Origin of the sequence: Streptomyces sp. BI87, assembly GCF_025957665.1 — a bacterium.
GTDB classification, from domain to species: Bacteria; Actinomycetota; Actinomycetes; order Streptomycetales; family Streptomycetaceae; genus Streptomyces; species Streptomyces albidoflavus.
The window spans coordinates 1,658,222-1,681,996 of the sequence record NZ_CP110079.1; the positions used below are offsets into that span (position 1 = coordinate 1,658,222).

Genomic DNA, 23,775 nt, shown 5'->3' on the forward strand with positions numbered 1-23,775 from the left:
CCACCGGCCGCCGCACCGCTCCTACTGGACCCCGGCGCTCTCCTCCAGGTGGGCGAGGGCGCCGACCGGCTCCTCGGCGAAGAAGACCAGTTCGGTCAGCGGGAGCGGCAGGAACCCCTCGTCCTCCATCCGCTGGAACTGCTCGCGCAGGCCGTCGTAGAAGCCCGCGGTGTTGAGCAGGACGACGGGCTTGGTGTGCAGGCCGTGCTTCTTGAGTTCGAGGATCTCGGTGGCCTCGTCGAGGGTGCCGGTGCCGCCCACCATGATCACGATGGCGTCGGCCCGGGCGAGGAGCTGCGCCTTCCGCTCGGCCAGGTCGGCGGTGATGATCATCTCGCCGGACTCGGCGGGGACCGGGCGCGCCGAGCTGGCGAGGAACTCCACGGAGACGCCGAGGAGCTTGCCGCCGGACTGCTCGACGCCGTCCGCCACGACCTTCATGAGTCCCTTGTCGGAGCCGCCCCACACCAGGGTGTGGCCGCCCTTGCCGAGGAGTTCGGCGAACTCGCGGGCGGGCCGGGTGTAGCGCTCGGGCAGGTCGGCGGCGGACAGGAAGACGCATATGTTCATGGCGGCAACTTACCGCCCGCCCACCCCGGCGCAGAAGCCGCGTACCGGACAGGCGCTGTCGGTGTCCGGGGGTACCGTCGAGTCCATGACTCAGGGACACGGAGACGACACGGCGCGCGGTCACCGCATCACCGTCGAGCAGGCCCCGGTGCACGTACGGGTGGTGCGAGACGGGCAGGTGGTGGCGGAGAGCCGCCGCCCGCTGCTGCTGCGCGAGACGGGGCTGCCCGTCCGGTACTACCTGCCGCCCGGAGACGTCCGCACCGACCTGCTGACGCCTTCGGAGACGCACACGGTCTGCCCCTTCAAGGGCACTGCCTCGTACTGGTCGCTGCCGGGCGAGCCGGATCTGGTGTGGGCCTATCCGGAGCCGATCGAGGCGGTCGCGGAGATCCGGGACCACTTCTGCTTCTACGAGACGGAGGTGGTGGCGGAGCCCGCCGGGTGACCTGACGGGTGACCTGACGAGTGCGGCCCGGGTGGTGGGCGGCGGGTCTTCGGGCAAGGCTGCCGGTATGGACACTGTGGTTTCCCAGGACGGCACGCCGATCGCCTACGAGGCGCGGGGCTCGGGCCCGGTGCTGGTGCTGGTCGGCGGGGCGATGACGACCGGGGAGCACGCGGCGCCGCTGGCCGGGCTGCTCGCCGACAGCTTCACGGTGGTGACCTACGACCGGCGCGGGCGCGGCCGCAGCGGCGACACGCGGCCGTACGCGGTCCGCCGCGAGGTGGAGGACCTGGCCGAGGTGATCCGCGCGGTGGGCGGGCAGGCCGCGCTCTACGGGGTCTCCTCGGGGGCGGCGCTGGCGCTGCACGCGGCGTCGGCGGGGCCGGCGGTGAGCCGGGTGGCGCTGTACGAGCCGCCGTTCACGGTGGGCGGGGCGGACCCGTCGCGGCGGGAGGCGTACCGCTCGCGGCTGGTGGCGCTGCTGGCGGCGGACGACCGGGGCGGGGCGGTGGAGCTGTTCATGACCCACATCGGGCTGCCGCCGGAGATGATCGCGGGGGCCCGCCAGTCCCCCGCCTGGCCGGGTCTGGAGGCGGTGGCGCCGACCCTCGCCTACGACGACGCGCTGCTGGGCGACGGGGCGCCGCCGCTGGACCGGCTCGCCCTGGTGTCGGTGCCGACGCTGGTGATGGCCGGTTCGGCGAGCCCGCCGGCGATGACGGAGGCGGCCCGGGCGGTGGCCGGGGCCCTGCCGGACGGCACGTACCGGGAGCTGGACGGGCAGAGTCACGACGTGGCGCCCGAGGCGGTGGCGGCGGTCCTGCGGGAGTTCCTGCTGCCCTGAGCGCGTGCGGCGCGGGACCGGACGCCACCGCTCGCGCTCAGGGCGGGGTCGTCAGGCCGCCGGGACGGCTCCGGCGCGGCGGGTGGCGGCGATGGTGGCGGAGCCGACGACGCGGCTGCCGTCGTAGAGGACGACGGCCTGGCCGGGGGCGACGCCGCGGACCGGCTCGTCGAAGGTGACGGTCAGCTCGCCCTCGCACACCTCGGCGGTGACGGGGGTCTCCTCGCCGTGGGCGCGCAGCTGCGCGGTGTAGCGGCCGCTGCCCTCGGGCGGGGTGCCGCACCAGCGGGGCCGGATGGCGGTGAGCCCGGTGACGTCGAGGGCGGCGGCGGGGCCGACGGTGACGGTGTTGTCGACCGGGGAGATGTCCAGGACGTAGCGGGGCTTGCCGTCGGGGGCCGGGGTGCCGATCCGCAGGCCCTTGCGCTGGCCGATGGTGTAGCCGTAGGCGCCCTCGTGGGTGCCGACCTTCTGCCCGGCCTCGTCGAGGATGTCGCCCTCGGCGGTGCCCAGGCGCCCGGCGAGGAAGCCGCGGGTGTCGCCGTCGGCGATGAAGCAGATGTCGTGGCTGTCGGGCTTCTTCGCGACGGCCAGGCCCCGGCGCTCGGCCTCGGCGCGGATCTCGTCCTTGGTGGTGAGGGTGTCCCCGAGCGGGAAGAGGGCGTGGGCGAGCTGCCGCTCGTCCAGGACGCCGAGGACGTAGCTCTGGTCCTTGGCCATGTCGGAGGCGCGGTGCAGCTCGCGGGAGCCGTCCTCGCGGGTGACGACGGTGGCGTAGTGGCCGGTGCAGACGGCGTCGAAGCCGAGGGCGAGGGCCTTGTCGAGGAGGGCGGCGAACTTGATCTTCTCGTTGCACCGCAGGCAGGGGTTGGGGGTGCGCCCGGCCTCGTACTCGGCGACGAAGTCCTCCACCACGTCCTCGCGGAAGCGTTCGGCGAGGTCCCAGACGTAGAAGGGGATGCCGATCACGTCGGCGGCGCGGCGGGCGTCGCGGGAGTCCTCGATGGTGCAGCAGCCGCGCGCGCCGGTCCGGAAGGACTGCGGGTTGGCGGAGAGCGCCAGGTGGACGCCGGTCACGTCGTGGCCTGCTTCGGCGGCGCGGGCGGCGGCGACGGCGGAGTCCACACCGCCGGACATCGCGGCGAGCACCCTCAGGGGGCGCGGCGGGTTCTCGGTGCGCGGGGAGGTCTCAGTCATAGCCCGTCCAGGGTACGGGGGCGCGGGAACGAATGTCCCTCGCGTAGGCGTTGGGGCAGGCGTGGGCAACGGGAATCACAGTGCGGGCGCCGGCAGGGGCGCCGACGGCGGGCAGGGCGCGCGGCGCCGTACGGTCCGGCGGCGGTCGGTGCTGATCGGCGCCGGGGTGGCGGCGGCCACCGGCGGCGTGCTGGCGCGGGAGCAGCTGGGCCGCCTGTGGTACCAGGTGCCGGGGGTCTCCAAGCCCCGGGTGGAGGGGGCGGTGGACTACGCGAAGGCGGAGTGGGTCGCGGCCTCGGACGCCAACTGGCGGCGCGCGGACCGCCCCGACGACTTCACCGTCGACCGCGTGATCATCCATGTCGTGCAGGGCAGCTACGCGGTGGCGCTCAAGGTCTTCCAGGACCCGGCGCACCGCGCGGCCACGCACTACGTGGTCGGCAAGGACGGCCGGGTGGCCCAGCTCATCCGCGAGCTGGACGTGGCGTACCAGGCGGGGAACCGCGAGTACAACGAACGCGCGGTCGGCATCGAGCACGAGGGGTTCGTGGACCGCCCGCAGGACTTCACCGGCGCGATGTACGAGAGTTCGGCGCGGCTGACGGCCGACATCTGCCTGCGCCACGGCATACCCGTCGACCGGACGCACGTCATCGGCCACGTCGAGGTGCCCGGCACCGACCATACCGACCCCGGGCCGCACTGGGACTGGGACCGCTATCTGCGGCTGGTCCGGGCGGCCAAGAAGCAGCTGGAACGGGAGCGGAAGCAGGACGAGCGGCGCGAGCGGGCGTGAGCCGCCGGGTGCCCGCGCCCGGTCAGCTCAGTCCGGCGTTGCGGGCCCGTTCCACGGCCGGGCCGATCGCCTTGGCCACGGCCTCGACGTCGGCGCGGGTCGAGGTGTGGCCGAGCGAGAAGCGCAGCGTGCCCCGGGCGAGGTCGGGCGGGGTGCCGGTGGCGAGCAGGACGTGGCTGGGCTGGGCGACTCCCGCGGTGCAGGCGGAGCCGGTGGAGCACTCGATGCCCTGGGCGTCCAGGAGCAGCAGCAGGGAGTCGCCCTCGCAGCCGGGGAAGGTGAAGTGGGCGTTGGCGGGCAGCCGCCCGGCGGGGTCGGGGTCGCCGCCGAGGATCGCGTCCGGGACGGCGTCGCGGACGGCGGCGACCAGCTCGTCGCGGAGCGCGCCGACCTCCTCGGCGAAGCGGGGGCGGCGCTCGGCGGCGAGCTGCCCGGCGACGGCGAAGGAGGCGATGGCGGGCACGTCGAGGGTGCCGGAGCGCACGTGCCGCTCCTGCCCGCCGCCGTGCAGGACGGGCACGGGCGTGTACTGGCGGCCGAGCAGCAGCGCGCCGATGCCGTAGGGCCCGCCGATCTTGTGGCCGCTGACGGTGGCGGCGGCCAGCCCCGAGGCACCGAAGTCCAGCGGGAGCTGGCCGAAGGCCTGGACGGCGTCGGCGTGCAGCGGGATCTCGTACGCGGCGGCGACGGCGGCCAGTTCGGTGACGGGCTGGACGGTGCCGATCTCGTTGTTGGCCCACATGACGGTGGCCAGCGCCACGTCGTGCGGGTTCCGGGCGAGGGCCTCGCGCAGCGCCTCGGGGTGGACCCGGCCGAGGGTGTCGACGGGCAGGTACTCGACGGTGGCGCCCTCGTGCTCGCCGAGCCAGTGCACCGCGTCGAGGACGGCGTGGTGCTCCACCGGGCTGGCCAGGACGCGGGTGCGGCGCGGGTCGGCGGCGCGGCGGGCCCAGTACAGCCCCTTGACGGCGAGGTTGTCGGCCTCGGTCCCGCCGGCGGTGATCACCACCTCGCTGGGCCGGGCCCCGAGCGCCTCGGCGAGGGCCTCCCGGGCCTCCTCGGCGGTGCGCCGGGCTCTGCGCCCGGCCGCGTGCAGCGAGGAGGCGTTACCGGTGCGGGTGAGCTGGGCGGACATCGCCTCGACGGCTTCGGGGAGCATCGGGGTCGTCGCGGCGTGGTCGAGATAGGCCATGGTGGGGCCGATTCTACGGACCCGCGCGGGGGCCCCGGCAGCCAGGCGTCGTGGTCCGGCCACGACGGGGGTGGCCGGGCCACGGTGCCTGAGCTGACGTCCCGGCGGCGTCCGTCAGCTCAGCCGGGCGCGGGCCAGCTGGCGGGACTGGGCGACGAGGCGGTCGGCGCTGTCCCAGACCTCGGCGTCCTCCTCCAGGAAGCCGCCGGCGAGGTTGCGGGTGGTGATGGCGACGCGCAGCGGGCCGGGGGCCGGACGGCAGCGGATGTGGACGGTGAGTTCCACGGTGGGGACCCAGCCCTGGAGACCCATCTCGAAGGCGGTGGGCGGCAGGGCGTCCACGGCGAGGAGGAGGGAGAGCGGGTCGGCGTCGCGGCCGTCGGCGAGGCCGAACCAGGAGCGCATCTCGCCCTTGCCGGTGGGGGCGCCGAGCGCCCAGCCGAGGGTGGCGGGGTCGATCTTCAGCCAGAGCCGGTCGGTGATGGCGGAGCTGCCCTCGAGGGGGCGGTGCTCGGGGGCGTCCTGCGGTCCGAGGCAGTGCTCGACCGGCGGGAACTCGGGCGGCGTGGCGGTGGTGCGCACGTCGTCGGGGAGGGCGTCGAGGTCGCCGTAGGAGGCGAGGACGCGGATGCGCTCGACCTCGTTGCCCTCGGCGTCCTGTTGGTAGAGCGAGGCCTGGCCGGTGGAGAGGGTCCGGCCGGTGCGGACGGTCTCGGTCCGGATGGTGGCGGGGCCCGCCTGGGAGGCCGTGAGGTAGTACGCGGAGATCGTGAAGGGGTCCGGGTGGGGCAGGGCGTCGGCCAGGGCGCGGCCGAGAGTTGCCAGCAGGTAACCGCCGTTGACGGCGGAGATGATCGTCCAGCCCGCGGAGAGGTCGGTGTCGTAGACGCCCGGGGCGCGGAGGGTGACGGCCGTGTCGCGGTCGAACTCGCTGTCACCGATGGTTGCCTGTGCTGCCTGAGCCATGCCGGTCACGCTACACGGCGATGCTACTGAGCGGTAGCTTTCCGGTGTGACATCTGTGTGACGTGCACCGACCGCGCCCGGACACGGCACGGCGCCCTCCGCCGCCGGGGAGGCGGCGGAGGGCGCCGGGGCAGTGCGGCGGGCCGGGGCTCAGATGCCGCAGCTGGGCGCCGACCAGAACCGGCCGTCGCCGCCGGCGACGTGGGTGTGGTCGTCGTGGCCCGGGTAGCCCGGGCCCAGGATCTCGGTGAAGCCGTGGTTGCGGGCGGCCTTGGCCAGTGCGCAGAAGCCCTGCGAGCCGGCGCCCAGGTCGGCCGCGTGGCCGTACAGGTGGCGGCTGTTGGTGGCGCCGCCGACGTTGCTGTTGCAGGTGACGCTGCGGAAGCCGCCGTTGACGGTGATCGGCTTGTCGCCCATGGCGTGCCGCATGGCCTGGAGCTTCCACATGGTGACCAGGGCGTTGGCGCGGGCGGTGGCAGCGGAGACCCGGCCGCCGGACCAGTCCGAGTTGCAGCGGTTCAGCTCGGCGTAGGTGAAGTTGACGGGCGTGCAGTCGTCGTCCTGCAACTGGTAGATCTTGTTGAAGGTGGCGGGCCCGGCGACGCCGTCGGCGGCCAGCCCGTAGGCCGACTGGAAGCGCTGCACGGCCGCCTTGGTGGCGGGGCCGAACTGCCCGTCGATGGAGAGCTGGGCGCCGGTGCCCGGGTACCCGGCGACGCGGATCTGGAGCTGCCGCACCGCCTCACCGGAGGAGCCCTGGCTGAGGGTGCCGCTCCAGGTGTAACAGCCGTCCAGGGCGCCGACGTCGGCGCTGGCGGAGGCCGCCACCGTGGGGGAGGCGACGGCGGAGACGGGGGCGAACGCGAGACCGGTCCCGACGAGGGCCGCGAGCAGAAGTCTGATGGGGCGTGGGCGCATGGGGGGCCACCTCTTCTTGATCCGTGGTGCCGGACGGGCCCCCGAGACTGTCCCCGCCCCGCCCGATTGTCAAGAACTCGTCAAATCCTTGGGCCCGGGCGCCCGTACGGGCCCATCCCCGGGCCCATCAGGTCGACGCCTCGTCCACCTCCACCCCCGAGGAGCGCCGGTTCCAGGCCCTGGGCGCCCGCCAGTGGTACCGCATCGCCAGCAGCCGCAGCACGAACGCGGTCAGCACGGCGACCCCGGCGGTGAACGGGTTGAGCGAGTCGAAGCGGATGCAGAGCGCCACCATCGCCGCGCCGACCATGGCCGGCACCGCGTACAGGTCGCGGTCCCAGCGCAGCAGCGAGGGCACCTCGTTGGCGAGGACGTCGCGCAGGACTCCCCCGCCGACCGCCGTGGCGAGCCCGAGCGCCGCGGAGGCGGTCAGCCCGAGCCCGTAGGTGTACGCCTTGGTGGTGCCGATGACGCAGAACAGGCCGAGGCCGGCCGCGTCGAAGACGTTGACCGCGCTCTGGATGCGTTCGACGTGGGGGTGGAGGAAGAAGACCAGCAGGGCGGCGCAGAGCGGGGTGGTGAAGTACCCGAGGTCGGTGAAGGCCGCCGGGGGCAGCGCCCCGATGACCACGTCCCGGAAGAGCCCGCCGCCCAGCGCCGTGACCTCGGCCAGCATCGCGATGCCGAAGATGTCGAAGTTCTTCCGGACGGCGAGCAGCGCACCCGAGATCGCGAAGACGAAGATCCCCATCAGGTCGAGGGTGTGCTGGACGGCCGGGGTGAAGAATTGCTGGAACACCCTGTATTTGTACTGGGTCCCGCCCCGGCCGAGCCGACCCGCCCACGGAAGGCCGCGTGGCGCCCGCCCCCGCTCGTGGGAGCGGGGACGGGCGCCACGGCGCGCGGAGGTACGCGGGGACTACTCGGCCGGGGTCTCCACGACCCGGTCGGTCATCTCCTCGCGGGTGGCGGGCACCACCGAGGCGGCGGTCCGCTCCACAGTGCCCGCGGCGATCTCGGCCGCGAAGTGGCAGGCCACCTTGTGGCCGCCGCCGACGTCCTTGAGCACCGGCCGCTCGGTGGCGCAGAGGGTGTCCTGCGCCCACGGGCAGCGGGTGTGGAACCGGCAGCCGGCCGGCGGGTTGGCCGGCGAGGGCAGGTCACCGGTGAGCAGGATGCGCTCGCGGCGGTCCTCCACCTCCGGGTCGGGCACCGGCACGGCCGACATGAGGGCCTTGGTGTACGGGTGCCTCGGCTCGGCGTACAGGGCGTCGCTGGGCGCCTCCTCGACCAGGGAGCCGAGGTACATCACGCCGATGACGTCCGAGATGTGCCGGACCACCGCGAGGTCGTGGGCGATCACCAGGTAGGTGAGGCCCAGCGACTCCTGGAGCTCCTCCAGCAGGTTGATGACCTGGGCCTGGATGGAGACGTCCAGCGCCGAGACGGGCTCGTCGCAGATGATGACGTCGGGCTCCAGGACCAGCGCGCGGGCGATGCCGATGCGCTGGCGCTGGCCGCCGGAGAACTCGTGCGGGTAGCGCGAGAGGGCGTTGGCCGGCAGCCCCACCTTGGCGAGGATGTCCCGGATCTTCTCGCGCCGCTCCTCGCGGGTGCCGCCGATGCCGTGCGCGGCCATCCCCTCGGAGAGGATCGACTCGATGTTCTGCCGGGGGTTGAGGCTGCCCAGCGGGTCCTGGAAGACCATCTGGAGCCGGCGGCGGTAGGTCCGCATCTCCTCGGTGGGCAGCTTCGCGAGGTCGGTGCCGTCGAAGTTGACCGAGCCGTCGGTGATGTCGACCAGCCGGAGCACGGAGCGGCCCAGCGTGGTCTTGCCGCAGCCGGACTCACCGACCAGGCCGTAGGTCTGGCCCTCCTCGACCGAGAGGGAGACGCCGTCGACCGCGTAGACGTGGCCGACGGTCCGGTCGAAGACCAGGCCCTTCTTGACCGGGAAGTGGACCTTCACATCGTCCAGTTCGAGCAGGCTCATGACGCGTCCTTCTTCTTCTCGGCCTCGGGCTTCGCCTCCGGTGCGGCGTCGCTCTCGGCGGGCTCGGCCTTCCCGTCCGCCTCCGGCTCGGCCTGCGCCGGGATCTTCGGCTCGGCGGCCTCGGCCGGCTCGTCGGGAGCCGTCGCCGCCGCCGCGTCCACCGCCTGCTCGGCCGGGACACCGAGGGTCTTCACCTCGACGCCGGTCAGCACCGGGTTGACGCAGCGGACGCCGTGGCCCGCACCGACCGGCTCGGTCAGCTGCGGCGTGCCGCTCAGGCACTCCAGCGTGTAGTGGTCGCAGCGGGGCGCGAAGGCGCAGCCGTCGGCCCAGTCGATCCGGTCGTTGATGGAGCCCCGGATCGGGCGCAGCGGCTCGCCCCGGGGGGCGTCCAGGCGCGGGATCGAGCCGAGCAGCCCGTGCGCGTACGGGTGGGTGGGCTGCGCGAAGAGCTCGCGCCGCCCGGCCGACTCGACGGCCTTGCCCGCGTACAGGACGTTGACCTGGTCGCAGAGGCCGGCGACCACACCGAGGTCGTGGGTGATCATCAGCAGGGCGGTGCCCTGCTGGTCGACGAGTTCCTTGAGGAGTTCGAGGATCTGCGCCTGGATGGTCACGTCGAGCGCGGTGGTCGGCTCGTCCGCGATCAGCATGCGGGGCGCGCAGGCCACCGCCATGGCGATCAGCGCGCGCTGGCGCATACCGCCGGAGAGCTGGTGCGGGTACTCCTTGAGCCGCCGGGTCGGGTCGGGGATGCCGACGCGGTCCAGCAGGTCGGCGGCCTCCTTGCGGGCGGCGGCGCCCTTCATGCCGCGGTGCCGCTCCAGGATCTCGGTGACCTGGAGGCCGACCGGGATGACCGGGTTCAGCGAGGAGAGCGGGTCCTGGAAGATCATCGCCAGGTGCTTGCCCCGCATGTCGCGCATGGCGTTCGGGGAGAGCGTCAGCAGGTCCTTGCCGTCGTACTCGGCACGGCCGCCGAGCTTGACGCCCTTCTTGGGCAGCAGCCCCATCAGGGCGAGCGAGGTCACCGACTTGCCGCAGCCGGACTCGCCGACCAGGCCCACGACCTGGCCCTGGTCGACGTCGAAGGAGACGCCGTCCACGGCCCGCACGTCACGCCGGCCGCGGCCGGTGAAGGTGATGGACAGTTCGTCCACGGAGAGCAGGGGCATGGTCAACCTCGCAGCTTCGGGTCGAGGGCTTCGCGCATCGCCTCGCCGAGCAGGGTGAAGCCGAGTGCCGTGATGATGATGGCCAGGGCCGGGTAGACCGCCATCATCGGCGCGGAGTCGGCGTAGTTCTGCGCCTGGGTGAGCATGACGCCCCATTCGGGGTTCTTGGCGCTGTCCGGGTTGCCGAGGCCCAGGAAGGACAGGGCGGCCGCCTCGATGATGGCGGTGGCCAGGGAGAGCGTCGCCTGGACGATCACCGGGCTCAGCGAGTTCGGCATGATCTGGGTGAGGACGATGCGGCGCTTGCGGATGCCCAGCGAGTGGGCGGCGAGCACGTAGTCCGAGCCGCCCTGGACCAGCATCGCGCCGCGCAGCAGGCGGGCGAAGACCGGGATCTGGACGACACCGATGGCGATCATCACGGTGGTGATCGACTGGCCGAGGACCGCCGCCACCGAGACGGCGAGCAGCAGCGAGGGCAGCGCCAGCATGATGTCGATGCAGCGCATGAGCACCGAGTCGATGCGCTGGCCGACGCGGCCGCCGAGGGTGGCGCAGGCGCCGGAGAAGCTGCCGATCAGGGCGCCGACGCTGAGGCCGATCAGGGTGGAGACGACGCCGAGGAGCAGGGTCTGCCGGGCGCCGACGAGCATCCGCGAGAAGATGTCGCGGCCGAGGTGGTCGAGGCCGAACCAGTTCTCGGCGCGGGCGCCGACGAACTCGGCGCGGTTGACGAAGACCTCACCGCGCCACTGCTGCCCGGGGGCGTAGGGCGCGACCCACGGGCCGATGATGGCGAGGACCAGGAAGACCGCGATGATCCCGGCTCCGACCAGCGCCATCTTGCTGGCCCGCAGCCGCTTGAGGGCTTCCTTCCAGAGGCTGGCGCCGCTGGAGCTCTCCTGCTGGGCCGTGAGTTCCGCGAGGCGGTCGATCTTGTCCGTCTTGGTGCTCATGTCAGTGCACCCGCACTCTCGGGTCGATCAGGCTGTAGGCGAGGTCGACCAGGAGGTTGATCAGGACGTACGCCATCGCGATGAACATGATGAAGCCGACGAGGACCGGATAGTCCCGGCCGTCGATCGCGGTCCGGATGAAGGAGCCGATGCCGCCGAAGGTGAAGACCGACTCGGTGAGCACCGCGCCCGACAGGAGGGAGCCGGTGAGCAGGCCGACCGAGGTGATGACGGGCAGCAGTGCGTTGCGCAGGACGTGGCGGGTGCGGACGACGCCCTTGCGCAGGCCCTTGGACTCGGCGGTGCGGACGTAGTCCTCGCCGAGCACCTCCAGGACACTGGCCCGGGTCATACGCACGATGACCGCCACCGGGATGGAGGCGAGGGCGATGGCGGGCAGGATCAGGTGGGTCAGGGCGTCCCAGCTCGCGTCGAACTCACCGGTGAGCAAGCCGTCCAGGACGGCCAGTCCGGTCACTTCCGTGGCGTCGATGCCGGTGGTCAGCCGCCCGTAGCTGGGGAACCAGCCGAGGTTGACCGAGAAGACCGTCCGCAGCATGAAGGCGAGGAAGAAGACGGGGATGCAGATGCCGATCAGCGAGCTGGAGACGGCGGCGACGTCCAGCCAGCCGCCGCGCCGCTTGGCGGCGAAGTAGCCGAGCGGCACGCCGACGGCGACCGCGAGGACGATGGCCATCAGCGACAGCTCGACGGTGGCGGGGAATCGCAGGAGGAACTCGTCCATGACCGGCTGGCCGGTCTGGGTGGACGTGCCGAGGTCGCCCTCGATCAGCCGCTTGATGAAGCGGCCGTACTGCACGTACACCGGCTGGTCGAGCCCCAGAGCCCGGTTGATACGTGCCACCTCGGCCTCGGTCGCTTTCTCTCCGAGAATCGCCGAGGCGGGTCCGCCGGGCAGCCGGTTCAGCCAGATGAAGAGCAGAACCGACAGGCCGAGCAGGGTGGGTATGAGTTGAAGCAGTCTTCGTACGACGAAACGCAACACCCCGCGATGCCCCTTTCTTGCGTAGTTCGTGGTGCGCCTGTGTTCGGGCCGGGTCGCGGCCGGGCGCGTGGGGGGTGGTGGGAGGACGGCGCGCGGTGGTGACCGCGCACCGTCCCGGGCCGTGCACGCGGCGGGTCCGCCCGGCCGCGAACGTGCCGTGGCCGGGCGGACCCTGACGCACCGTGAGGTGCTGGTGCCGCGTGGTGCGGTGGTTACTTCTTGAACGTGACCTCGGCGAAGTTCTCCTGCGTCAGCGGGGAGACCAGCGGCGGGTTGACGTCCTTGGCGAAGGCGATCGCCGGCGGGGACGAGGAGATCGGGACGCCGGGCAGGTAGTCCATGACGACCTCGTTGGCGTGCTCGTAGAGCTTCACGCGCTTGGCGTGGTCGACCTCGGCGGAGGCCGCCTCCATCGCCTCGAAGACCTTCTTGTCCTTGAAGCCCCACTGCTTGTCGTACTCGGCGAACCAGGTACCGATGAAGTTGTAGGCGTCGTTGAAGTCACCGGTCCAGCCGAGCAGGTGCAGCTCGCAGCCGCCCGCCTCGGTGGCGTCGATGTAGTCCGGGGCCCACTTCATCGGCTTCGGGGTGACGGTGATGCCGACCTTCTCCAGGTCGGCCTTCATCAGCTCGAAGAGGTCACCCGGGGAGGGCATGTACGGACGGCTGACCTCGGTCGGGTAGCAGAACTCGACCTTCAGCTTCTCCTCGCCGGCCTTCTTCAGCAGGCTCTTGGACTTCGCCGGGTCGTAGGCGTACTTCGCGACCTTGTCGGAGAAGCCCTCGACGGTGTCCGGCATGAACTGCGTGGCCGCGACGCCGCCCTCGGGCAGCTGGGTCTTGACCAGGTTGTCCTTGTCGATCGCGTGGGCGATCGCGGCGCGGACGTCCTTGTCCTGGAGCTTCTTGTTCTTCTCCTGCGAGAAGCCCAGGTAGAAGATGTTGAAGACCTCACGGGTCGGGACCTGGAAGCCGGCCTTCTCCAGGGTCTTCACGTCGGCGGGCGACACGAGGTCGTAGCCGTCGATGTCACCGGCCTGGAGGGCCGAACGACGGCCTTCCTCGGTGTCGATGGTGCGGAAGACGAGGTTCTTGACCCCGGCCTTCTTGCCCCAGTAGTCGTCGAAGCGCTCAAGGGCGACTTCCTTGTTGCCCTTGTTCCACTTCGTGATCTTGTACGGGCCGGTACCGGCGACCGTGCCGGCCTGCTGGCTGTACTTGGGGTAGGTGATGGCGTCGCCCTTGGCGGACGCCTCCTCCTTCTCGTACGCCTTCAGCGCCTTCGGCGAGTGGATCGCGAGGGCTTGGAGCGAGAAGCCGCCGGGGAGGTTGGCGGAGGGCTTCTTCACCTCGATGACGGCGGTGTTCTCGTCCTTCGCCGTGCAGGACTTGTAGTTCGCCTTGGGGGCGTCCTTGTCCTCGTTCTTGGCGAAGCCGCCCATGATGGTCTGCCAGTAGTACGACACGGCGGAACTCTGGTACGTGCCCGTCCAGTTGAACCAGTGGTCGTAGTTGGCGCAGACCGCCTCGGCGTTGAACGCCTCACCGTCGTGGAACTTGACGCCCTTGCGCAGGTTGAAGGTCCAGACGGTGCCCTCGTCGTTCGAGTCCCACGTCTCGGCGAGACCGCCGACGAGCTTCGAGCCGCCGGGCTCGTGCTCCAGCAGCGCCTCGAAGGCCTGGCGGGTGACGCGGAAGGTCTCACCGTCGGACGCCAGCGCCGGGTCGAGGGAACCGGGGTCGCCGGCGCCGCCGAACACGAAGGTGTCCTTGCCGCCGTCCTTGCCCTTCCCTTCCGTGGTGTCTCGCTCACTGGAGCACCCGGTGACGATCAGCGCGGTCGCAGCCGCGACCGTGATCGCCCGAGTGACTCGGGACTTGAAAATGCGCATGGGCCCACCCCGGTTCAGCATTCATACAGAGGTCTTGACCGGCTGAACACTACCCACGTCTCTCACCGGGGAGAATGATCCGCATAGCGGTGATACCGACCTGAGACCCGGACAGACAACAAACCGCGCATATCCGGGACATCACTCCTTCCGGCACCGTTTACCGGACAGAAGCGCGCCTTCAGGGGCGCCGCGCAGGCGATTCCGCACCATTCGCTGCCGTACGAACACGCTGCGCTACACCGGACTTTCACACCCCGTCAGCCGAACCTCCGCACCCCTTCGCCCCATTGGCCGGGCGAGCCCCCTTATGTCCCCTCGGGCCGGTGGGCGGCGTGGAAGGGGACGTTCTCGAATGCTGGACGGCGAAAGTCGGTGGGCCCTCATTCCGCTCGCCTCATTCGTGTCCACCGGAAGCCCCCGCAAACCTCTGGCCAGCGGAAGTGCCGACAGAATTCCGGAGGCCGGGAGCGGAATGGGAGTGCGCGCGGAGCGCAGCGGAGCGAAAGGCGTGAAAAGGGGCGCCTGATGAATGATGGGCGGAATTCCGGGCGCTTCGCTCCGGAAGCTGGGCGCGGGCGTGCGCCGGCGTCTACGTGAAGGCGGCCGTGGCCCCGGCTCAGCGCCCGTACGGCTGCGGGTAGCCGTATCCCGAGGCGGGCGGGGCGGCGTGGGCGTCGCGGTCGTAGAAGGGGCGGGCGTGGGCGCGCAGCCAGAGGGCGACCGGGTCGTACGGGTCGGACATGGCGACGGTGGAGACGGCGAGGCCGTCCGGGACGGCGCCGACCGACTGGCGCATCATCGCCCGCACCGACTCCACGGCCTGGGCGCCCGGGTCGTAGACGTCGAGGCCGATGGCCAGGTACGGCACGCCGAGGGCGGGCTGGACCCAGGCGCGGCGCAGCGAGCGGAGCGCGGGGGTGCGGTGCGCGTTCTGCGCCAGCAGGGCGTAGAACTGCGGGAGTTCGATGACCGGCTCGGAGATGCGCAGCGGGCCCGGCGGCTGCGCGTCGAGGCCGACGGCGAGGCGGCGCAGGTCCGCCCAGGGGACGCCGACGCCGCCACCGGGGGCGTGCGGGTTGATCCAGAGGCCGACCTGGTCCTGGTAGAGCCCGGCGGCGGCCTCACGGGTGGAGACCACCTCGTGGGCGCGGGTCCAGCCGCTGGCGGAGAGTTCCTGGGCGGAGGTGACGCAGGGGGCGTAGCCGAGGCCGTCGACCTCCATGGCGGCGTACTGCGCGTCGGGGGAGCCGGCCTGGCCGTGCCAGAGCAGCATCCAGACCTGCCCGCCGGGGTCGGCGAGCGCGTGCAGCAGCCCCTCGTAGGCGTCGTACCGCCCGGGGGCGACCTGGCGCAGCATGTGCTCGACCTGCCCGGCCGCGGCCGTGCCCGACGCACTCACCTGTTGACCGCCCCTTCGTCACTTCGTCCCCCGGGGCCTGCCCCCGTCATGCCAGGACCGGTTCCGTGTGACACGGAACCGGCCAGGTCATGAAAACAGCTTAGGCCCTCCGTCCGTCGGTCAGGACGGCTCACGCCGGTAGAAGGTGCGCAGCTTGTTCGCCATCCACCGGGCCACCAGGTCGTCGGTGGCGTCCAGCAGGACGAGGTTGACCGGCCACGGGACCGGGGTGCGGCCCAGGGCGCGGCCGAGGGCGTCCATGGCGCGCTGGGCGGCGGCGTCGTCGTGGCGGTTCAGCTCGACGCCGACGAAGAGGACCGGGTCCCCGCCCTCGACGCTGGCCAGGCAGCGGCGGGCGGTGGCGACCACGCCGGACTCCTCGAACTCCCCGGCGGCGACGCCGAGGAAGTCCACCGGGTCCTCCTGCCAGTCGGGCTCGTAGGTGCGGACCCGGCCGCCGGTGGCCGGTCCGTCGAGCGGGGAGCGGCCGGTGCGGCACAGCTCGGCCACGGCCGGAGGCGGCAGCGGGACGCCGACGGTGCCGCCCGGGTTGACGGCGATGCCCAGCTGCGGGGGCAGGCCGCGGGCGAACTCGGTGGCCGGGGCGACGGCGAAGGCCAGGTGGCCGCCGACGCAGGAGCGGAACTGCTGCTCGGAGCTGAACACCGGGACGTACGCGCCCCCGTCGATGTCCAGCGTCGGCAGGTCCAGTGACCCGCTCTCGGGGCTGCCGCCGTTGGGCAGCGGGACCCAGACACTGCTGCGGCCGAGGACCTCGACCAGCCGTCCGCCCGCCGCCTCGGCGCCCAGGGAGGCCGCGAGGGCCTCCTCCAGTTCGTTGCTCGGCCATCCGCCGTAGAGCCCGTGGGGGGCCTGGGCCGGGATGCTCATCTGCTCACCGCCTGATCACACATACCTCGCCTGCGCCCCGACCCTACCCGCGTCGGGGCCCACGAGGGAGCGGGAGTTGACTCAGGCGCGGAAGGTGAGGGTACGCAGCCGGTCGGCGGCGGCGCGGTCGAGGAGGGTGGCGGAGCCGCAGCCCGGGGGCGGGGTGCCGGCGTCGAGGGTGGCGAGGAGGCGGGCGACGACGCGGCGGTGGCGCAGGAAGGCGTACCGGCTCACGCCTCTGCCCCGGGCGCGCTGGCCGTCGAGGGCGGTGTCCGGGTCGACGTCGAGGAAGACCATGTGCAGGGTGCGGCCGCGGCGGCGGGCCTCGCGGGCCAGCCAGTGGCGGACCCAGCGCTGGGTGCCGCAGTCGTGGACGACGACGCTGCGGCCCGCGCGGAGCATGCGGCGCAGGGCGGCGTAGTGGGCGAGGCGGGCGAGGGGGCGGTACAGGGCGTAGGGCAGGGCGGCGGGGAGGCGGGCCTCCCACTGCTCGCGGGTGTCCTGGGAGTCGGCGCGGGCGGCCCGGACGGTGCGGCGGATCAGGGTGGACTTGCCACTGCCGGGCAGGCCGGAGACGACGACGAGGTCGCCCTGGCCGAAGGTGAGGGTGTCGGGGGCGGGGCGGCCCCCGGTGGCCCGCAGGTCGCGGACGGTGGCCGGAATCTGCCGGGTGCCCGGCTGGGCGGGCAGGGCGGGCAGGGTCGTGGCGAGGGCGGGCGCCGGCCCGCCGGGACTCGGGGGCGGGGCGGAGACCTCCCGGCCGCTGCTGCTCTGCACCGTGGTGGGCTCCCCCCGTGCGGTCACGTGCGTCATCTCCCCCGAGTGTAAAGAGAAGGTAATGCGGCACAAGCCGATTACCGGTCCCGTCGGCCGCCGCCGGCGGTTTCACTGGCTGGTCACGCCGGGCGGGGGTCGTTTGGTTCCGCCGGGCGGCGGGGGTGGTCCCGGGTTGGCCGGAAGCCGCCGCCGCCGTCGCCCCCGGGGAGGGGTTCTGCCGCGCGGGGGTGCGTGCAATGATGGGCGCGAACTGCATACCGGCCGCTTGAATCCGCGCGGGAGAGTTCTGCCGGGGCCCCGAAGCCCTGGTCAGGACGCCGAAGGAGCAAGTCCCTCCCTTGAATCTCTCAGGCCCCGTACCGCGCGGGCGAGGCACATCTGAAAAGCGGGCCGCTCCGTCGGCCCCACCCAAGGTGCAAGTCATGGCCGCCCCGGCCGCTCGTCCGGGTGGCCGCGGCGAACCTCTCAGGTTTCGATGACAGATGGGGAGGATCGATTCCCCTCGCCGTCATGCCCTGGGAGCGCCCGGATATGAGCCAGACCCCCCGTACGACCGCACTCGACGCCACGCACCGTGCGCTCGGGGCCACCATGACCGACTTCGCCGGCTGGGACATGCCGCTGCGGTACGGCAGCGAGCGCGACGAGCACCAGGCGGTGCGCACCCGCGCCGGGCTCTTCGACCTCTCCCACATGGGCGAGATCACCGTGCTGGGCCCGGACGCCACCCGCTTCCTCGCCTACGCCCTGGTCGGCAACATCGCCACGATCGGCCCCGGCCGGGCCCGGTACACGATGATCTGCCAGGAGGACGGCGGCATCCTCGACGACCTGATCGTCTACCGGCGCGGTCCGGTCGAGTCCCCCGAGTTCATGGTCGTCGCCAACGCGGGCAACGCCCAGGTGGTACTGGACGCGCTGACCGAGCGGGCCGCCTCCTTCGACGTCGAGGTCCGCGACGACCGGGACGCGTACGCGCTGATCGCCGTGCAGGGCCCGGCCTCCCCGGCCATCCTCGCCTCGGTCACCGACGCCGACCTGGACGGGCTGAAGTACTACGCGGGGCTGCCCGGCACCGTCGCCGGGGTCGAGGCGCTGATCGCGCGGACCGGCTACACCGGTGAGGACGGCTTCGAGCTGTTCGTGGCCCCCGGCGACGCGGTCGCCCTGTGGGAGGCGCTGACCGCCGCCGGGGCCGGGACGGGCCTCGTGCCGTGCGGGCTCTCCTGCCGCGACACGCTGCGCCTGGAGGCGGGCATGCCGCTGTACGGGCACGAGCTGACCACGGCGCTCACCCCCTTCGACGCCGGGCTCGGCCGGGTGGTGAAGTTCGAGAAGGAGGGCGACTTCGTGGGCCGCGCCGCCCTGGAGAAGGCCGCCGCGGACGCCGCAGAGCATCCGCCGCGCACCCTGGTCGGCCTGGTCGCCGAGGGGCGCCGGGTGCCGCGCGCGGGCTACCCGGTGGTCGCGGACGGCCAGGTGGTCGGCGAGGTCACCTCGGGCGCCCCCTCCCCCACCCTGGGCAAGCCCGTCGCCATGGCCTACGTCGACGCCGCCCACGCGGCGCCCGGCACGCCCGGCGTCGGCGTCGACATCCGGGGCAGCCACGAGCCGTACGAGGTCGTGGCGCTGCCGTTCTACAAGCGCCAGAAGTAGCCCGCCTCCGCGCAACGTGACGCGACGCACCCGCTCCGTCCCGGATCGCGAGACCTTCCGTTCACCAGCACACCCCCGCGTACAGGAGAATTCACCCCATGAGCAACCCCCAGCAGCTGCGCTACAGCAAGGAGCACGAGTGGCTGTCGGCCGCCGAGGACGGCGTGTCGACGATCGGCATCACCGAGTACGCGGCAGGCGCGCTCGGTGACGTCGTCTACGCCCAGCTCCCGGAGGTCGGCGAAACGGTCACCGCGGGCGAGACCTGCGGCGAGCTGGAGTCGACCAAGTCGGTCAGCGACCTGTACTCCCCCGTCTCCGGTGAGGTCACCGAGATCAACGAGGACGTCGTGAACGACCCGTCGCTGGTGAACACCGCCCCCTTCGAGGGCGGCTGGCTGTTCAAGGTGCGCGTCAGCGAGGAGCCGGACGATCTGCTCTCGGCCGACGCGTACACCGAGTTCTCCGGCAACTGAGACCACCCCAGGGACTGTGATGTCTTCGAAGTCGCTTCTGAACACCCCCCTCCACGAGCTCGACCCGGACGTCGCCGCCGCCGTCGACGCCGAGCTGCTCCGTCAGCAGTCCACCCTCGAGATGATCGCCTCGGAGAACTTCGCTCCGGTCGCCGTCATGGAGGCGCAGGGCTCCGTCCTCACCAACAAGTACGCCGAGGGCTACCCGGGCCGCCGCTACTACGGCGGCTGTGAGCATGTCGACGTGATCGAGAAGATCGCCATCGACCGCATCAAGGAGCTCTTCGGCGCCGAGGCGGCCAACGTCCAGCCGCACTCCGGTGCGCAGGCCAACGCCGCCGCGATGTTCGCGCTGCTGAAGCCGGGCGACACGATCATGGGCCTGGACCTGGCCCACGGCGGCCACCTGACCCACGGCATGAAGATCAACTTCTCCGGCAAGCTCTACAACGTGGTCGCCTACCACGTCGACGCCGAGAGCGGCCAGGTCGACATGGCCGAGGTCGAGCGGCTCGCCAAGGAGTCCCGCCCGAAGCTGATCGTGGCCGGCTGGTCGGCCTACCCGCGCCAGCTGGACTTCGCCGCCTTCCGCCGGATCGCGGACGAGGTCGGGGCGTACCTGATGGTGGACATGGCGCACTTCGCCGGGCTGGTCGCGGCCGGGCTGCACCCCTCGCCGGTGCCGCACGCGCACGTCGTCACCACCACCACCCACAAGACGCTGGGCGGCCCGCGCGGCGGGGTCATCCTCTCCACCGCCGAGCTGGCCAAGAAGATCAACTCCGCGGTCTTCCCCGGTCAGCAGGGTGGTCCGCTGGAGCACGTGGTGGCCGCCAAGGCCGTCGCGTTCAAGGTCGCGGCCTCCGAGGAGTTCAAGGAGCGCCAGCGGCGCACCGTCGAGGGTGCCCGCATCCTCGCCGAGCGCCTGGTCCAGCCCGACGTCACCGACCACGGCGTCTCGGTCCTCTCCGGCGGCACCGACGTCCACCTGGTCCTCGTCGACCTGCGCGAGAGCCAGCTCGACGGCCAGCAGGCGGAGGACCGCCTCCACGAGGTCGGCATCACCGTCAACCGCAACGCCGTCCCGAACGACCCGCGGCCCCCGATGGTCACCTCGGGCCTGCGCATCGGCACGCCGGCGCTGGCCACCCGCGGCTTCCAGGCCGAGGACTTCGCCGAGGTCGCCGACATCATCGCCGAGGCCCTCAAGCCCTCGTACGAGGCCGAGGCGCTGAAGGCGCGGGTCACCGCGCTGGCCGAGAAGCACCCGCTGTACACCGGGCTCAACTAGTCCGGACGCCGGCGGTACACCTCCGCCGGCGTCGCACCGCGCACACTGGAGGGTGCGGGTCCGCTTCCACCGGCCCGCACCCTCCTCCGCGCCCGGGGTCCCCCCCGCAGGTCCCCGCGCCCCTGCCCCCTTCGGCGGACAGCGCCGTCCGCCTCCCGCTAGGAGTTCCTGTGGCCATCTCGGTCTTCGACCTGTTCTCGGTCGGCATCGGCCCGTCCAGCTCGCACACGGTCGGCCCGATGCGGGCCGCGCGGATGTTCGCCCGCCGCCTCAAGAACGAGGGTCTGCTCGTCCACACCACCTCGCTGCGGGCCGAGCTGTTCGGCTCGCTGGGAGCGACCGGGCACGGCCACGGCACGCCCAAGGCGGTCCTGCTGGGCCTGGAGGGCGAGTCCCCGCGCACGGTCGACGTGGAGCGCGCCGACGACCGGATCGCCGAGATCCGCGCCACCGGCCGCCTCAACGTGCTGGGTGTCCACGAGATCGCCTTCGACGCCGACGAGGAACTGATCCTGCACCGGCGCCGCGCCCTGCCGTACCACGCCAACGGCATGACCCTGTGGGCCTTCGACCACACCGGCGCGACCCTGCTGGAGAAGACGTACTACTCGGTCGGCGGCGGCTTCGTCGTCGACGAGGACGCGGTCGGTGAGGACCGCATCAAGCTCGACGACACCGTGCTGACCCACCCCTTCCGCACCGGCGACGAGCTGCTGCGGCTGGCCGGGGACACCGGTCTGTCGATCTCCGCGCTGATGCTGGAGAACGAGAAGGCCTGGCGCTCCGAGGCGGAGATCCGCGCCGGGCTGCTGGAGATCTGGGAGGTCATGCGGGCCTGCGTCAGCCGGGGCATGTCCCGCGAGGGCCTGCTCCCCGGCGGCCTCAAGGTCCGCCGCCGCGCCGCTCACTCCGCCCGCCAGTTGCGCGCCGAGGGCGACCCGGCGGCGCTCGCCATGGAGTGGATCACCCTCTACGCGATGGCCGTCAACGAGGAGAACGCGGCGGGCGGCCGCGTGGTCACCGCCCCCACCAACGGCGCCGCCGGCATCATCCCCGCCGTCCTGCACTACTACGTGAACTTCGCCGCCGGCTCGGCCACCGAGGCCGAGAAGGAGGACGCCGTCGTCCGCTTCCTCCTCGCCGCCGGCGCCATCGGCATGCTCTTCAAGGAGAACGCCTCGATCTCCGGCGCCGAGGTCGGCTGCCAGGGCGAGGTCGGCTCGGCCTGCTCGATGGCGGCCGGCGCCCTGGCCGAGGTCCTCGGCGGCACCCCCGAGCAGGTGGAGAACGCCGCCGAGATCGGCATGGAGCACAACCTCGGCCTGACCTGCGACCCGGTCGGCGGCCTGGTCCAGATCCCCTGCATCGAACGGAACGGCATGGCCGCCGTCAAGGCCGTCACCGCCGCCCGCATGGCCCTGCGCGGCGACGGTTCCCACAAGGTCTCCCTCGACAAGGTCATCAAGACCATGAAGGAGACCGGCGCCGACATGTCGGTCAAGTACAAGGAGACGGCGCGGGGCGGGCTGGCGGTGAACATCATCGAGTGCTGAGGGGCTCAGGCCCTGACCAGCGCACCTGCTTCTTTCGGCGCTGTCAGGGCTTTCCGCGCCTGTACGGCCGAAAGTCCCTGGAATCTCCCTGGGGCAGACCTGAGAGCCCCTGGCGGACCCCTCGCCGATGGGCGCTTCACCTGGAGTCCGCGACACCCGCGCAGCGGGCGGAGTTGGCCCTCCGGCACACCCGCCCGGAGAACCCCATGCGATAACAAGAGTTTTGTTAAACTCCCCCCATGGCTACCTCCCAGGCGCCCGGCGAAGGACCCGTCCGGCCCGTGTCGGTCTCCCTCCACGAAGGCACCATCGCTGCCCTCAAGGCGCGTACGGGCAAACGAGGCATGTCCGCCTACGTCGAGACCCTCATCCAGCGCCAACTGGAACGGGACCGACTGCGCGAGCTCATCGAAGACGCCGAAGCCGAACACGGTCCGGTCGATCAGGCGGCGGTCGACGCCAAGCGCACCCTTCTCCGCAGCGACGCCGCAGGCTCGGCGGACGCCGCGTGAGCGGCACGCTCGTCCTGGACTGCGAAGGCCTGTCCAGACTGGTACGACGCACACCTGAGATCACCGAGTGGCTCACGGCAGCCGAAGCCGAGGACATCCGCGTCGTCGCCAGCTCCGTCACCCTCGTCGAAGCACGCGACCCCAGGGTCAGCCAGGCCCGCTTCGACTACGCAGTCTCCCGCGTGAACATCATCCCGCCCACCGAAGCCGTCGCCCGCCATGCGAGCAAGCTCCTGGCCACGGCCGGACTGCACGGCCACAAGTACGCCCTCGACGCCCTCGTGGCCGCCACCGCACTCACCTCGCCGGCCCCAGCAACCGTCCTGACATCGGACCCCGAAGACCTCCTGATGCTCTGCGGCCCCAGCATCCGCGTCGTCAAGGTCTGACCGCGGGGCCGCGTCTCGACCCGCCTCTTGTGCGCCTCACCCCTTCCGCCCCACCCCCGCATAAGCCCCGCTGTGCACCCCGTCCTGCCCCTCGACGGGCTCGCCCAGTGCCGGGTGCCACTCCTCGGCCGCGACGATGCCCGGGGCGGTCAGCTCCAGGCCGTCGAAGAAGCGGGCGAACCGCTCCCGGGTGCGCATCTCCATGGTGACGCCGCCCGCGCGGTACATGTCGCGGACCTTGCGGGACGCCTCCTCCGGGTGGAAGTCCGGGGTGAGGTGCGAGACGACCAGGTAGCTGCCGGGGGCGAGCCGGGCGGTAAGCTCCGCGACCAGCTCGTACGCGCCGTCCTCGTCGGTGAGGAAGTGGAGGAGGGCGTTGAGGGAGAGGGCGACGGGCCGGGCGAAGTCGAGGATCTCGGCCGCCTCGGCCAGGATGCGGCCGGTCTCGCGGGCGTCGGCCTGGACGTAGCCGAGGGCGCCTTCGGGGATGCCGGTGAGCAGGGCCTGGGCGTGGGCGAGGACGACGGGGTCGTTGTCGCAGTAGACGACGCGGGCGTCGGGGGCGATCTTCTGGGCGGCCTGGTGGAGGTTGGGCTCGGTGGGGATGCCGGTGCCGATGTCGAGGAACTGGCGGACACCGAGCCCCGCCAGCCGCCGGGTCGCGCGCAGGGTGAAGGCCCGGTTCATGCGGGCCATGACGGGGATGACCGGGGCGAACTCGGTCAGCCTGCGGCCCAGTTCCTCGTCCGGCGGATAGTTGTCCTTACCGCCGAGGTACCAGTCGTACAGGCGGGCCGGGTGCGGCTTGCTGGTGTCGATGGGCGGGGTCTGCGGGGTCTGCGTCACAGGGTCGGGCTCCGTCCTGGGAGGTCGTC

General features: G+C 72.2%; 23 protein-coding genes, 1 pseudogene and 1 riboswitch. Of the genes and pseudogenes, 9 read left to right on the forward strand and 15 right to left on the reverse strand.

Annotated elements, in window-relative coordinates; all coding sequences use genetic code 11:
- Positions 1-21: 21 nt before the first annotated feature.
- Positions 22-570, reverse strand: a complete 549-nt coding sequence (locus OIM89_RS07050) for a TIGR00730 family Rossman fold protein (protein WP_030697516.1) — start codon at positions 568-570, stop codon at positions 22-24.
- Positions 571-655: 85 nt separating this feature from the next.
- Here OIM89_RS07050 and OIM89_RS07055 point away from each other — a divergent pair, with 85 nt between their 5' ends.
- A complete protein-coding gene (locus OIM89_RS07055) occupies positions 656-1,018 on the forward strand; it encodes a DUF427 domain-containing protein (protein WP_030697517.1) in 363 nt (120 codons plus the stop codon).
- A gap of 67 nt (positions 1,019-1,085) precedes the next feature.
- Positions 1,086-1,862, forward strand: a complete 777-nt coding sequence (locus OIM89_RS07060; RefSeq protein ID WP_217467390.1) for an alpha/beta fold hydrolase — start codon at positions 1,086-1,088, stop codon at positions 1,860-1,862.
- Positions 1,863-1,913: 51 nt separating this feature from the next.
- Here the strand turns inward: OIM89_RS07060 and mnmA are convergent, their stop codons facing one another.
- Positions 1,914-3,059, reverse strand: coding sequence for a tRNA 2-thiouridine(34) synthase MnmA (gene mnmA / locus OIM89_RS07065; protein WP_047467108.1), 1,146 nt, complete (start codon positions 3,057-3,059; stop codon positions 1,914-1,916).
- Between the two features lie 61 nt (positions 3,060-3,120).
- Here mnmA and OIM89_RS07070 point away from each other — a divergent pair, with 61 nt between their 5' ends.
- Positions 3,121-3,855, forward strand: a complete 735-nt coding sequence (locus OIM89_RS07070; protein WP_010642067.1) for an N-acetylmuramoyl-L-alanine amidase — start codon at positions 3,121-3,123, stop codon at positions 3,853-3,855.
- A gap of 22 nt (positions 3,856-3,877) precedes the next feature.
- Here the strand turns inward: OIM89_RS07070 and OIM89_RS07075 are convergent, their stop codons facing one another.
- The 12 genes and pseudogenes from OIM89_RS07075 to OIM89_RS07130 form a co-directional block, all read right to left on the reverse strand.
- On the reverse strand, positions 3,878-5,047 hold the full coding sequence (locus OIM89_RS07075) for a cysteine desulfurase family protein (protein WP_264491077.1): 1,170 nt from the start codon (positions 5,045-5,047) through the stop codon (positions 3,878-3,880).
- Positions 5,048-5,161: 114 nt separating this feature from the next.
- Positions 5,162-6,013: a thioesterase family protein gene (locus OIM89_RS07080; protein ID WP_047467440.1), complete on the reverse strand. Its 852-nt coding sequence runs from the start codon at positions 6,011-6,013 to the stop codon at positions 5,162-5,164.
- Positions 6,014-6,163: 150 nt separating this feature from the next.
- Positions 6,164-6,931 carry a D-Ala-D-Ala carboxypeptidase family metallohydrolase gene (locus tag OIM89_RS07085; protein WP_047467116.1) on the reverse strand — a complete coding sequence of 256 codons (768 nt, stop codon included), beginning with the start codon at positions 6,929-6,931 and terminating at the stop codon, positions 6,164-6,166.
- 127 nt (positions 6,932-7,058) lie between these two features.
- Positions 7,059-7,682, reverse strand: a complete 624-nt coding sequence (locus OIM89_RS07090) for a trimeric intracellular cation channel family protein (protein WP_202474989.1) — start codon at positions 7,680-7,682, stop codon at positions 7,059-7,061.
- A 168-nt stretch (positions 7,683-7,850) separates the two neighbouring features.
- A complete protein-coding gene (locus OIM89_RS07095) occupies positions 7,851-8,924 on the reverse strand; it encodes an ABC transporter ATP-binding protein (protein WP_217467387.1) in 1,074 nt (357 codons plus the stop codon).
- Positions 8,925-9,115: 191 nt separating this feature from the next.
- A pseudogene (locus OIM89_RS07100) lies at positions 9,116-10,099 on the reverse strand (ABC transporter ATP-binding protein); the annotation flags it as partial.
- A gap of 2 nt (positions 10,100-10,101) precedes the next feature.
- Positions 10,102-11,055 (reverse strand): ABC transporter permease, encoded by a 954-nt coding sequence (locus OIM89_RS07105; RefSeq protein WP_030697526.1) that lies wholly within the window; start codon positions 11,053-11,055, stop codon positions 10,102-10,104.
- A gap of 1 nt (position 11,056) precedes the next feature.
- Entirely contained in the window at positions 11,057-12,061 is a 1,005-nt protein-coding gene (locus OIM89_RS07110; RefSeq protein WP_030697527.1) for an ABC transporter permease, read from the reverse strand.
- Positions 12,062-12,273: 212 nt separating this feature from the next.
- Complete coding sequence (locus OIM89_RS07115) at positions 12,274-13,953, reverse strand: ABC transporter substrate-binding protein (protein WP_030697528.1); 1,680 nt, start codon at positions 13,951-13,953, stop codon at positions 12,274-12,276.
- Positions 13,954-14,572: 619 nt separating this feature from the next.
- Complete coding sequence (locus OIM89_RS07120; RefSeq protein WP_030697529.1) at positions 14,573-15,355, reverse strand: enhanced serine sensitivity protein SseB C-terminal domain-containing protein; 783 nt, start codon at positions 15,353-15,355, stop codon at positions 14,573-14,575.
- A gap of 120 nt (positions 15,356-15,475) precedes the next feature.
- The gene (locus OIM89_RS07125; protein WP_030697530.1) at positions 15,476-16,246 is read right to left on the reverse strand and encodes an enhanced serine sensitivity protein SseB; all 771 of its coding nucleotides are present in this window, start codon (positions 16,244-16,246) and stop codon (positions 15,476-15,478) included.
- 81 nt (positions 16,247-16,327) lie between these two features.
- Entirely contained in the window at positions 16,328-17,050 is a 723-nt protein-coding gene (locus OIM89_RS07130; protein WP_175457571.1) for an AAA family ATPase, read from the reverse strand.
- Positions 17,051-17,289: 239 nt separating this feature from the next.
- Positions 17,290-17,395: riboswitch (glycine riboswitch) on the forward strand.
- A gap of 159 nt (positions 17,396-17,554) precedes the next feature.
- Here OIM89_RS07130 and gcvT point away from each other — a divergent pair.
- The 6 genes from gcvT (at position 17,555) to OIM89_RS07160 (ending at position 22,900) form a co-directional block, all read left to right on the forward strand.
- Positions 17,555-18,679: a glycine cleavage system aminomethyltransferase GcvT gene (gene gcvT / locus OIM89_RS07135; protein WP_264491078.1), complete on the forward strand. Its 1,125-nt coding sequence runs from the start codon at positions 17,555-17,557 to the stop codon at positions 18,677-18,679.
- A gap of 98 nt (positions 18,680-18,777) precedes the next feature.
- Positions 18,778-19,155, forward strand: a complete 378-nt coding sequence (gene gcvH, locus OIM89_RS07140; protein WP_047467119.1) for a glycine cleavage system protein GcvH — start codon at positions 18,778-18,780, stop codon at positions 19,153-19,155.
- Positions 19,156-19,174: 19 nt separating this feature from the next.
- Complete coding sequence (glyA, locus tag OIM89_RS07145) at positions 19,175-20,446, forward strand: serine hydroxymethyltransferase (RefSeq protein WP_030697534.1); 1,272 nt, start codon at positions 19,175-19,177, stop codon at positions 20,444-20,446.
- 170 nt (positions 20,447-20,616) lie between these two features.
- Positions 20,617-21,999, forward strand: coding sequence for an L-serine ammonia-lyase (locus tag OIM89_RS07150; protein WP_030697535.1), 1,383 nt, complete (start codon positions 20,617-20,619; stop codon positions 21,997-21,999).
- Positions 22,000-22,238: 239 nt separating this feature from the next.
- A complete protein-coding gene (locus tag OIM89_RS07155; RefSeq protein WP_030697536.1) occupies positions 22,239-22,511 on the forward strand; it encodes a hypothetical protein in 273 nt (90 codons plus the stop codon).
- Complete coding sequence (locus tag OIM89_RS07160) at positions 22,508-22,900, forward strand: type II toxin-antitoxin system VapC family toxin (RefSeq protein WP_047467122.1); 393 nt, start codon at positions 22,508-22,510, stop codon at positions 22,898-22,900. The genes OIM89_RS07155 and OIM89_RS07160 overlap by 4 nt, the downstream gene beginning before the upstream one ends.
- A gap of 36 nt (positions 22,901-22,936) precedes the next feature.
- On the opposite strand, the gene OIM89_RS07165 is transcribed toward OIM89_RS07160, so the two are convergent.
- Entirely contained in the window at positions 22,937-23,746 is an 810-nt protein-coding gene (locus OIM89_RS07165) for an SAM-dependent methyltransferase (protein ID WP_264491079.1), read from the reverse strand.
- Between the last annotated feature and the right edge of the window lie 29 nt (positions 23,747-23,775).